Source organism: Photobacterium aquae, assembly GCF_001029445.1.
In the GTDB taxonomy this organism is placed as follows: domain Bacteria; phylum Pseudomonadota; class Gammaproteobacteria; order Enterobacterales; family Vibrionaceae; genus Photobacterium; species Photobacterium aquae.
In genome coordinates, this window is the sequence record NZ_LDOT01000023.1 from 272,596 (window position 1) to 283,405 (window position 10,810).

The 10,810-nt window shown below is 47.1% G+C and carries 9 protein-coding genes and 1 pseudogene; 6 read left to right on the top strand and 4 right to left on the bottom strand.

Annotation, left to right across the window (positions count from 1 at the left end):
- The first annotated feature begins 141 nt into the window (after positions 1-141).
- The 3 genes from ABT56_RS16595 to ABT56_RS16605 all read left to right on the top strand — a co-directional run bounded on the left by ABT56_RS16595 (position 142) and on the right by ABT56_RS16605 (position 2,377).
- Positions 142-1,209 carry a PTS sugar transporter subunit IIC gene (locus ABT56_RS16595; RefSeq protein ID WP_047879996.1) on the top strand — a complete coding sequence of 356 codons (1,068 nt, stop codon included), beginning with the start codon at positions 142-144 and terminating at the stop codon, positions 1,207-1,209.
- Between the two features lie 117 nt (positions 1,210-1,326).
- On the top strand, positions 1,327-1,992 hold the full coding sequence (locus ABT56_RS16600) for a hypothetical protein (protein WP_047879997.1): 666 nt from the start codon (positions 1,327-1,329) through the stop codon (positions 1,990-1,992).
- A gap of 70 nt (positions 1,993-2,062) precedes the next feature.
- The gene (locus ABT56_RS16605) at positions 2,063-2,377 is read left to right on the top strand and encodes a cupin domain-containing protein (RefSeq protein ID WP_047879998.1); all 315 of its coding nucleotides are present in this window, start codon (positions 2,063-2,065) and stop codon (positions 2,375-2,377) included.
- Between the two features lie 80 nt (positions 2,378-2,457).
- On the opposite strand, the gene ABT56_RS16610 is transcribed toward ABT56_RS16605, so the two are convergent.
- Positions 2,458-3,954: an FAD-dependent oxidoreductase gene (locus ABT56_RS16610; RefSeq protein ID WP_047880035.1), complete on the bottom strand. Its 1,497-nt coding sequence runs from the start codon at positions 3,952-3,954 to the stop codon at positions 2,458-2,460.
- A 243-nt stretch (positions 3,955-4,197) separates the two neighbouring features.
- Between ABT56_RS16610 and ABT56_RS16615 the strand changes: the two genes are divergently transcribed.
- The 3 genes from ABT56_RS16615 (at position 4,198) to ABT56_RS16625 (ending at position 6,955) form a co-directional block, all read left to right on the top strand.
- Positions 4,198-5,205: a response regulator gene (locus ABT56_RS16615; protein WP_047879999.1), complete on the top strand. Its 1,008-nt coding sequence runs from the start codon at positions 4,198-4,200 to the stop codon at positions 5,203-5,205.
- A gap of 3 nt (positions 5,206-5,208) precedes the next feature.
- Positions 5,209-5,649: a PAS domain-containing protein gene (locus tag ABT56_RS16620; protein WP_047880000.1), complete on the top strand. Its 441-nt coding sequence runs from the start codon at positions 5,209-5,211 to the stop codon at positions 5,647-5,649.
- Positions 5,650-5,974: 325 nt separating this feature from the next.
- Complete coding sequence (locus ABT56_RS16625) at positions 5,975-6,955, top strand: outer membrane beta-barrel protein (protein ID WP_047880001.1); 981 nt, start codon at positions 5,975-5,977, stop codon at positions 6,953-6,955.
- An 86-nt stretch (positions 6,956-7,041) separates the two neighbouring features.
- On the opposite strand, the gene sstT is transcribed toward ABT56_RS16625, so the two are convergent.
- From sstT to ABT56_RS24245, 3 genes and pseudogenes are all read right to left on the bottom strand, one after another.
- Positions 7,042-8,286, bottom strand: coding sequence for a serine/threonine transporter SstT (gene sstT / locus ABT56_RS16630; protein WP_047880002.1), 1,245 nt, complete (start codon positions 8,284-8,286; stop codon positions 7,042-7,044).
- A gap of 378 nt (positions 8,287-8,664) precedes the next feature.
- Positions 8,665-10,395 carry a BatD family protein gene (locus ABT56_RS16635; RefSeq protein WP_047880003.1) on the bottom strand — a complete coding sequence of 577 codons (1,731 nt, stop codon included), beginning with the start codon at positions 10,393-10,395 and terminating at the stop codon, positions 8,665-8,667.
- Between the two features lie 7 nt (positions 10,396-10,402).
- Positions 10,403-10,810: pseudogene (locus ABT56_RS24245) on the bottom strand (hypothetical protein); the annotation flags it as partial.

Sequence of the window (10,810 nt, forward strand, 5' to 3'; positions counted from 1 at the left end):
AAGCCAATAATAGAATTTCATAAGTAAGGTATAGATCACACCTTTCCGGATAAAACGCTTGAAAAATGGGAGCGGGCTTTGAATCGTAGCTGTGGGATAGCTAGAATCTATGGCCTTTTGTAAATGGATGTGTCCGCAATTATGTCCCGAACCCCCGATTTCCCAGAATTCCACCCCGAGCAGTCGATTCTAGAGCGTAAAAATATCTCATTATCGTCAAGGGTCTATTTTGTCCACGCGATGAGTTTCATGGCATTGGGGCTATTTTCCTCGTTGCTTATCGGTTCTATCCTTAACACCATCGGGATAAAGTTCGGGATCACGTTGTTTACCGAAACATTGTGGCCGCTTGCCAAGCAGATGACAGGCCCGGCTATCGCCGTAGCGACGGCTTATGCGTTACAGGCTCCGCCGTTAGTATTGTTTTCTGTTACCACAGTCGGTGCCGCAGGGGCAGCGCTTGGGGGACCGGTTGGGGCATTTGTTGCAGCCTTGATAGCGACCGAGTGCGGTAAGCTGGTGGCTAATGAAACTAAGGTCGATATTTTGGTGACCCCCGCAGTGACTATTGGCGTGGGTGTTTGGATCGGCACTTTTATAGGTCCCTATATTGGCGAGATGATGTATTCGCTGGGTGATCTGATTATGTCGGCAACCCGTTTGCAACCCTTGTTGATGGGGGTGACGGTTTCCGTTTTGATGGGGATGGCGCTGACTCTGCCCATTAGTAGTGCTGCTATTGCAATTATGCTCAGTTTGAACGGTTTGGCTGCCGGTGCTGCTACTGTTGGTTGCTGTGTTCAAATGGTCGGGTTCGCGGTGATGAGTTTTCGCGAAAATCGCTGGGCTGGCTTGGTTGCCCAAGGACTTGGTACATCGATGCTACAAATGCCCAATATCGTCAGAAATTATCGGATTTGGATTCCGACGATTCTCACCTCTGCGATTCTAGGGCCGATTGCAATCATGGTGTTTGAGTTGAAAAACACGCCGTTGGGTGCCGGAATGGGGACATCGGGGTTAGTTGGGCAGATTCAGTCGATAGTAGCTTTGGAAGAAGCAGGTTGGCACAACAGCGAAATATACACGGTTATTTTGCTGATGCACTTTGTCCTGCCGGCTTTATTAACATTATGTTTTTCAGAGTTATTGCGTAAAATTGGCTGGATAAAACCAGGTGATTTGGCCCTGAATTTGCCGGATAGGTAACTTGGTAACAAAACAGATCCTAGATCATATTCAGACTAGGCTTAACCTGATATAAACCTGACAAAGTCATGTTAGAGTTAAGGTTGTTCCGGACTCTTATAAACCAAATGGATAGCTATGGTATTTTCTAAACACTCTTTCTTGGCTGGGATGGTATTGGGTGGTGTAGTGGCATCAGGTGTGTGGATTATGCTTCCTGGCCCAACACAGGCTGAGTACGATGCGCTTCAGCAAACATTGACAAACGTTCAGGCAGAGAATAATGCCCTAGCGACGCAATACCGCCAGTATGAAACGGATGCAGCTCAGCGTCACGAACTATTATTGGCACAATTGGCCTTGCAATCAGATGCGATAGCCGCTCAGAAGGAAGCGTTTGAAAAGCAGATAGCAGCCCTGCAAACCGAACAGAAGACATTGGTCGTCACCAAGAAAAAGTTGGATACTCAAGTTGAAAAACTAACAACGACGGCGGTGCAGCAGAAAAAAGTGCTGGATAACTCAAAAGAGTTGTATCAACAGCAATTGCTTTTGCAAAAGCAGCTTGCGCTTTCAGAAGCGGATGTCAAGAAGGCCCAGCGAACTGCTGAAGAGTTCAAGCAGGCGTGTGATGAGTTTAAATCTGGTACAAGCTGGAATTGGGTCTCGCAGGCAGATTGTGACAAATATGAAGCCAAGCTAAATAAAGTCAAAGAGGCGAAAAGCAAGCAGGTTGATTTGCAAACAGAGCTTGAAGCCCTTAATAAGAAAATCGATATTGAGCTACCTAGGCCAACTAGCTGATACACAGTAATCATAATCATTGTAACAGGCGGGAGATCATATCCCGCCTTTTTTGTGGAGAAGAAATGCCATGGGCAACATACTTGCCGATCTTCCTCAGTGTTTACCGAATGAATGTTTTGAAGATATTGTCACTGCTGGCCATGTTCGTATCGAACGGATCATTTCCAAGGGCCATACAACTGCGGAGGGTGATTGGTACGATCAAGAAGAGCATGAGTGGGTGATGGTGGTGAGAGGACGAGCGCGGATCCTTTTTGAAGAGGGACGAGAAGTGACTCTGGCTGAAGGGGATTATATTAATATACCAGCCCACCAACGGCATCGGGTCAGTTGGACTGATCCCGAGGCAGAAACAATTTGGCTGGCGGTCTTTTACCGTTAACAGTTCTATTCATGTCGCTATTATGCGTTGCACAGCTTGGCGGTTATTCATCCCGCCAAGCTCAGTGTTATACCAATCGATTATGATTTTGTGGGGAATGAGTAAGTGGCAGCGAGTGCTGTCGGATAGCCACGCAGAACAGCCAGCGCCTTTGCCTTTTCTTCAATGGCAAGTTCATCGAAGGATAATGCCACAGGGAACTGTTGCTCTCGTTCATTGCTATCAGCGCTATCCTCAATCCAGCCTTGGGCAACAAAATGGCGGATCAGCCCGTCGGCAGCAGAAAGTGCCGAGGAGCCCTTCACGATTTCGGTACGTGCATAGCCGTTACCGTCAAACGAAATATCCGCTGCACGGAGCGTGACGTCAGAGCCTGGAATTTGCTGGGCGCCAAATAGCGGCTCACCGCTTGGCATTGCACTTTGATAGGCCGGTACAAACTGCGACATATGCTCTATGGCACGTTGTGAGCGCATGTCTGCTTCTGTTTTTTGCCATCCGTGACGAAGTTTTTCGGTGAATGTCGTATCCAGCTCCGGTTGGGCGGAGAGCTTGCTACTGCTGACTAAACCGTTTTTAAACAGGGTTATGTCGTTTGTCATGCCGTGGAGTTGGAAATAGCCATCCGGGTAGGGGGTCAATTGTGCCATGCCTTGTGGAGTACTGCGTTCCCCGTGGAAAATTACTTCGGGCCAAACAGCGTTACAGTCGGGCCAGCGGGTAACATAAGCAGCTTTGAATTCGACCAGCCTCTGGCGCTGCAGATTGGCATAATTATCGATAGTACCTGTTTGGTAGCCGCAAGCATTGACGATGAAATCTACCGGCATTTCTTGGGTAATATGGTCTTGAGCCGTAGGATCATAATATTGGTAATGAATGTTCCAGCCACCATTGCCTGTCTGTTCTAAATTTGTCACCTTGGTGGATGTAAACACTTCACTGCTTGCCAGTTGCTCAAGGGCGAGCGAAGCGGAGGCTGCCAATCGGAAAATACTCCAGCCGTATTCTTGGACGAGGATCAGCGGGAATTTGAATTTATCCAGATCGATATGTTTCGCAACAGGGATCATCCAATCATCCAGTGTTGCTGGGGCAGACGGTATTTCTCGACGGGCAAGGTTGCAGAGTTTCTCTTTGCTATAAAGAGTGAAGTACTGCTCTGGCTCCCCGATCATCTTGTTGGCAATATTTTCATTGACCATTTGTTGATAGGTATTGCGCAATAACTCAAGGCGAGGGATCAGATCTGAAGGCTCGCCATGATCATGGCTTGGCACTGCGATAACCGTTGGTCGAACATTCACGGTATGCGGGAATACACGCAAGCTATCAATAGACTGTTTCAGCAGCGTGACGCATTGTTCATTTGAAATTTCGCGGTATAGATTACCGCCGGCATGGAGATGGCAGATTGGCGGTCCGTTGACCAGTGATGTTCCTTCTTCGAACAGGGCTACATTGATCCCTTGTTCAGCAAGGCGAAGAGCGATCGTCGAGCCAGCGATCCCCCCGCCAATGACACCCACTTTCAATCGTGATGGCGTGGTTGTAATCGGTAAACCATGATTTTTCATAAAGACCAATTTGTTATTCAATTCCAGCATCGTTATACGCCGATTTTACTTGGGTTGGTTCATATTGGAAACGAAAAAGGGAATGCTTTTTATGCACTCAATAGCCAGATGCCTAAGGCGCAATGTGCTGTTGGGTGAATATGTTTCAGTGCGATATTTTGCAAGACCGCAGGAGAATCAACTGATATTATCTATACCTAAGCCTTTCACAGGCATAAAAAATATAACAAGAAGCGAGAGAAAATGTCAGCATCGATTTTGATTTGTGATGACTCGGCGTTAGCTAGGAAGCAGATGGCAAGGGCGCTGCCATCCTCACTGGATGCCACGGTAACGTTTGCGGCAAACGGTGTTGAAGCAATGGCGTTACTTGAGAAGCAGAAGTTTGATCTGATGTTTCTTGATTTGACCATGCCAGAAATGGATGGTTACGAAACGCTTGCTGCGATCCGCGAGCGACAGATTGCGATTAAAGTTATTGTCGTTTCAGGGGATATTCAACCACAGGCTCAGGCTCGGGTTAAATCCCTTGGTGCTCTGGAGTTTTTGAAAAAACCAGTCGACAAGGCGGAGCTGAAAACCTGGCTTAATACCTATTTGGTTAGCCCGTCGAGTTTTAGTCTCGACACGGTTATCCAGCGAGTGGTAACACCAACCCTACGCCGTCGGGATATTTACTTAGAAGTTGCGAACGTTGCCATTGGTCGTGCCGCTGACTCTTTGGCCCGTCATTTCAATGTGTTCGTAAACCTGCCACTGCCAAATGTTAATGTATTTGAAGTCAGCGAACTGCATATGACAATGCGCCATCTGGCGAGCAATGGTTCGATGTCGGGAGTTTGTCAGGGTTTTAGCGGAGAAGGCATTGCCGGTGAAGCCTTGGTATTGCTCAGTGACTCGAGTGTTGCTGACTTGATGGGCTTGATGAAATACCCTGCTGTAGACGGTGTGGATATTGAGCTTGAATTGCTGATGGACGTCAGTAATATTTTGGTCGGTTCGTTCTTGAAAGGTTTGGGCCAGCAGGCTGAAGTAAAATTCTATCAAAGTCACCCAGTTGTGTTGGGTCAGCATAGCCCGATTGATCGTATGATAGATAAAACCGCAGGTAATTGGCGTCGTACGATGACATTCGAGGTAAGTTACGGTATCGAGGGGACTGGCATCAAGTGCGATATGCTGTTGATGTTCGTCGATGAGTCGCTGCCGTTGCTGGACAATAAATTAGCCTACTTGATGGATGAGGATTAAGTCATGCTGTCATTACCTGCTGAGTTTGAGCAGTTTCACTGGATGGTAGATATGGTCCAGCATGTGGATATGGGTCTGATCGTCCTTGACCGTGAATATACAATCCATGTTTGGAACGGGTTTATGACCCACCACAGTGGCAAGCAATCGCATGAAGTGTTGGGTAAGTGCTTCTTTGATGTATTTCCTGAGGTTCCAAGGCCTTGGTTTGAAGCGAAGTCTAAACCCGTTTTTAATCTTGGTTGCCGTAGCTTTCTGATTTGGCGTCAGCGGCCATACCTGTTTAAGTGTCGTAATGTCCGTCCTATTACCCAGCAGGCTCCGTTCATGTACCAGAACGTTACACTTAACCCGATGACATCACCTCGAGGAGATGTGGAATATATGTTCCTGTCGGTAGACGACGTAACCTCTGAAGCTATGCTGGAATTACACAAAGGTTAGTCTGTTTATGCCTTGCTGCATCTTGGCATAACAGGTTCGTATTTAAAAAAGCAGGAATAGCCGGTTATTCTTGCTTTTTATCATTCTCGATGCACATTTCCGTACTAGGTGGGTGTTGAATATCCCAAAGTCCCTCATATTTCCTATTTCGTTTGCCTTTTGTTATTGCCCATTGTTTTACTTTGAAAAAATAATTGTAATTATTTTGTATGACGTCTTAAATTTGTTCTAATACTTATGTGGGATGTTGTTATCATAAACTTGGTTTTAAAGTGGTAACGTACATTGTAAGTAGTGGCAAAAATAACAATAAGGGACGTAAATCATGACAAAATTACTCAAAGTGCTTCCATTGGCCTTGTTGGTGTCTGGTGCGGTTCAGGCTGCAACAGATAACCCGTGGTATGTTGGTGCTCGAGTCGGCGGAACAAGTTTCAGTAGCCTGGACGGGGTAATCGAGAATGTAGATGCGGAAAAAGATGACTGGGGGGGCGGTGCCTTTATTGGTTATAACTTTACCCCGTGGTTTGCCCTAGAAGGTGGCTATACGTATTTAGGCCAACTTGATTTCGCCAATGATGGCTATGAAGTTCAGGCATTGGATCTCGTTGGTAAGTTTACTTACGAGGTCTCAAAAGAGTTTGATATCTATGCCAAGTTGGGTGCTGCAGGGTTCGATGTTGATAATGGCGTGATCAACGAAGACGATACCGGGGTGTCTGGTACTGCTGGCGTCGGTCTTGAATACTACTTCAGCAACAATCTGTCAGCACGTCTTGAATATCAATACTACAACCAAGTTGGTGATACCCAGATCCCAGGCGAGACGGATGTACATTTCTATGGTGTCGGTCTGGTTTACCACTGGGGTGCTCCAGCGCCACTTCCTGTTGTTGAGCCGAAACCTGAGCCTGTTGTTGAGCCAGAGCCTGTGCCACAAATTGTGAAGGTTCCTTCGGTTGGTGCAATTTTGCCATTTGCGTTTGATAGTGATGCGCTAAGTCAGGCTGATATTGAGATGCTCCAGCCAGTTGCGCAGCAGTTGGTGAATTACCCGCAGACTAGCCTGTATGTAGTGGGCCACTCTGATAGCCGAGGCCGTGAAGCCTATAACCAGAAGCTTTCTGAAGAGCGTGCGCAAGCTGTAGCTGGTTATGTATCTAACCAGTTTGGTATTGATAAGAGCCGCATCGTTGTACAAGGCAAGGGCGAGTTAGAGCCTGTTGCGCCGAATGATACAGAGGAAGGTCGCGCGAAAAACCGTCGTGTAGAAGTGTTTGTTCCGGGTTTTGAAGTCGAGCAATAAGTATTTCGTAATCATCGACATATAAAAAAACAGGCCAATTGGCCTGTTTTTTTTATGCTGTTTTATTATGGATATTAATGTCGATCTTATGCAGCAGTATTTTGTTGGGCAGTTTGTGCTTTTGCTTCAGCGGCTTTGCATGCCGCAGCTGTAAAGATGACATCAGTTGAACTGTTAAGCGCCGTTTCGGCTGAGTCTTGGATGACACCGATAATGAAGCCAACTGCAACAACTTGCATCGCCACATCGTTCGGCACACCAAAGAGGCTACAGGCGAGAGGGATCAGTAGTAGCGAACCACCAGCAACGCCCGATGCACCACAAGCAGAAACCGCAGCGACAATACTCAGGAGTATGGCTGTTGCAAGGTCGACCTCAATTCCGAGAGTGTGTACGGCTGCCAGTGACAGAATAGTGATCGTGATAGCCGCGCCACCCATATTGATGGTTGCCCCTAGCGGGATAGACACTGAATAGGTGTCTTCATGAAGATCCAGCTTTTTGCACAGTTCCATGTTTACCGGGATATTTGCAGCTGAACTACGGGTAAAGAAGGCGGTGATGCCACTCTCACGTAGGCAGCGAAGTACCAGCGGGTATGGGTTCTCGCGAGTTTTGAAGAAAACGATCGCAGGGTTAACGACAAAGGCAAGAGTAAGCATACAGCCTAATAGTACAGCCAGTAAGTGACCGTAGCCGATCAGCGCATCGAAGCCAGTTTGGGCGAAGGTGTTGGCAACGAGGCCGAAAATACCAATTGGGGCCAGGCGAATAATGAAACGGACGATGAGCGTGATACCGTTGGATACGTCATGGAATATCTGCTTGGTTGCATCGCTGGCTTGGTGAAGTGATAGGCCCAGCGCAATAGCCCATGCCAAAATCCCGATGAAATTACCGGTCATTAGTGCATTTACTGGGTTGTCGACAACGTTCAGCAGTAGTGTATTGATGACTTCGGCGATGCCTTCAGGCGGGGTAGCCCCTTCCGCGCTCGTTACCAGAGTTAGAGTGGTTGGGAAAAGGAAACTCATGGTTACTGCGGTCAATGACGCCATTAATGTACCGAATAGGTAAAGCACAATAATGGGCTTCATATTGGTATGTGCGCCTTTTTTCTGGTTGGCAATAGATGATGCAACCAGAATGAAGACCAGTATCGGTGCAACAGCTTTTAATGCACTGACGAACAGGTTACCAAGGAATCCAACTTTGACAGCGGCTTCACTTGAGAAGAGTGCAAGCAGAACACCAGCAATAATACCAAAGAGTATTTGGATTACGAGGCTGCCGTTCGCGACTCGGGCTAGAAAGGGTTGTGTTTGATTCATATTACATCCTGCAGATTTTAATAGTTATTGACCGTCTCCAACATCAGCCTGTCCACAGGTGGCAAGAGACGGTGCGGGAAGAGTGAAATCTTGCCCGCGTCACATTTTGTAACAGGAATTTTGGCATAATTCCATACCATATCAATATAAACTTTTGTGCAACCATCATTTAACATTCCATTTCTCTAGAGATGGAAACGTTTGGCTTATGCTGAGAGCACAAAAAATCAGATGTTAACAATGGTAAAAAACAAGGATGTGGGGTTGTTAAAAAGCCCACATGAGTGGGCTTTCAGAGTGAGATAAAATTCAGTGATAGCGCCAAATAGTTAAATACTTTTTAAGTATCACTGCATTTTTATACATTTACAGTTCTAATTACTCTGGTTCAATGGGGGTCAGTGCTGGTTTCTTATCTGTTTGACTCCGTAGTGGCTCTTTCTCAATGGTTTCCAGTAGAGACAGCAGTGTTTTTTGAGCATCTTTAACACTTTCATCTTTTTTGCCGTTCTCTGTACTTTGCTTGGCTGCATAGGAGCTCGCCATGATTGCCGAGATGAGTTTACGAACCTGTTGTTCCTGCGGATGATTGGGTTGAGCCTGTTGCCACTTTTTCATGTGGTATTGCAGCTGGATGTTATCGTTAGCTTTGATAGCCTGACGCATTCCTGCCAGTGGTGATGGAATAGCCTTATCAGTGCCGGGGATCAACACTGTGGTACTAGCGATCAAAGCAAGGCGTTTGTTACGTTCATTGATGAACAGCCAGATGGTCAATAACCATAATCCTGCGAAAATACCCGTTGCCCAAATCCATACCGGGTTGTTGGCGGTTTCTGCCGTTTGCGGAGTTGGCGTAGGCTGCGGGTTCGCTGTGGTGTTTGGAGCAAGATTGACAGGTGCTGCTGTATTGTTATCGATAGTTGATGGGTTATCGCCCGGCATAACGGTGAGCGAGAGTCCATCAACCTTGCTGGTTTGTTGTTTGTCGTTGGCCGTATCCCACCAATTAATAGCCAGTGATGGTAGTGTTAAGGTGCCATCTTGGCGTGGAATGATGACCTGTTTTAGGGTCATTGTTGTATAACCTTGATCCGAACCGTAGACAGGTTTTTCACTGTAAACCCGAACCGATGATGGATAGGTCAGGTTTAGGTTCGGTAGACGGCTCTGTTCGATATTTTTTACCCTGAGGGTAAGGATTCGGGTGATAGGTTCGCCGACTTTGACGCTATTGGTTGTTGGTTGCCATTGCTGGGAAAGTTGGAGATCTTCGGTAGGTAGCCAAACACCTTGGTAACCGGCTGGTTTGTTTTTTACATGTAGCACTTCTTGTTCGGCTGCTTTGTTAAACGGCAAACGCAGGGTCGAGCCAAATCCTCGGCTACCTTTGATGATAGTACCGGAGAACTCCGCCCCGTGCAGGGTAATATTGCCTGCGCTGGTTGGTGTAATTTGGTATTTGCGAATAACAACAAGGTAACGCTTACCGTTAAGGACGGTCTCGACTTGGCGATCTTCCCCAAGTTGATGGACCTCTAATCCGTCACCGGATGGTGCCGTAAGCGAGGCTTGCCGTATTTGCTCTCCTAGTTGGACGCGTACCGTATATTCGGCGCTTTCACCAAGGTACAGGCTTGATTTATCAAGGTCTGCCATCACTTTTATATCAGGTGTTGCTGTATTTGTTTGCCCGTCACTGGCTGTTTTAAGTGATGTGATTGTAATTGGATCTGTGCTTGAAGCGCCAATACGAAAGCTCGGAATCGTAAATTCGCCAATTTCTTTGGTGGCTAATGCCACCGTCCATTCTGTGCTGCGACTTACCGTTCCGTTGATGATTTGGGTGCCGCTACTTGCTGATGGCGTACCGATGTTGAAATGCTCTTTTAATACCGAGAGATCGAGAGCATTGGTATTAACGTTGTCATCGATAGATACCTGTAATTGAAATACCTCATGGACGCCAACGACATTCTTGCTGACGGTGGCAACCGCTTGAGCTGCATAAGTGGCCGAGGTGAAAAATAAGCCCATGAAAGTGGCTAAACACAGCATAGCGTGCTTGAGCTGGAGGGGCATAATGGATGCAAAATTTCGGGTATTCATTATCACATTACCATGAGTTATCAGTTTGATTTGGTGCTCGTCTTTCTCGGGCTTGCAGAATCATCTGCGCACGGATAAGGGCACTGGTATCATCTGGGATTTGTTCCAGTTTTTTGAGTACGGGATTGCTAGCTTGAATCGCCTCATTCCCAGTCTTTGAATCAGAAGCCGCCAATGCTGATGCGGTATCATCCTCTTTGTTACCGGGACGGCCATTGTCCTTGGTGACAGTGGCGGTAGTGTTGTCGGACTTTTCGTCGCTTTGCTTAACCGCTCCCTGTTGCTGCTGGCCTTGCTGCGACTGACTATTGCTGTCTTGTTGCTGCTGGCCTTGCTGCGACTGATTATTGCTGTCTTGTTGCTGCTGGCCTTGCTGCGACTGACTGTTGCTGTCTTGTTGCTGCTGGCCTTGCTG

Coding starts and splice junctions, on each gene's coding strand:
- ABT56_RS16595 (WP_047879996.1), top strand. CDS start 142: ATGTCCCGAACCCCCGATTTCCCAGAATTCCACCCCGAGCAGTCGATT.
- ABT56_RS16600 (WP_047879997.1), top strand. CDS start 1,327: ATGGTATTTTCTAAACACTCTTTCTTGGCTGGGATGGTATTGGGTGGT.
- ABT56_RS16605 (WP_047879998.1), top strand. CDS start 2,063: ATGGGCAACATACTTGCCGATCTTCCTCAGTGTTTACCGAATGAATGT.
- ABT56_RS16610 (WP_047880035.1), bottom strand. CDS start 3,954: ATGAAAAATCATGGTTTACCGATTACAACCACGCCATCACGATTGAAA.
- ABT56_RS16615 (WP_047879999.1), top strand. CDS start 4,198: ATGTCAGCATCGATTTTGATTTGTGATGACTCGGCGTTAGCTAGGAAG.
- ABT56_RS16620 (WP_047880000.1), top strand. CDS start 5,209: ATGCTGTCATTACCTGCTGAGTTTGAGCAGTTTCACTGGATGGTAGAT.
- ABT56_RS16625 (WP_047880001.1), top strand. CDS start 5,975: ATGACAAAATTACTCAAAGTGCTTCCATTGGCCTTGTTGGTGTCTGGT.
- sstT (WP_047880002.1), bottom strand. CDS start 8,286: ATGAATCAAACACAACCCTTTCTAGCCCGAGTCGCGAACGGCAGCCTC.
- ABT56_RS16635 (WP_047880003.1), bottom strand. CDS start 10,395: ATGAATACCCGAAATTTTGCATCCATTATGCCCCTCCAGCTCAAGCAC.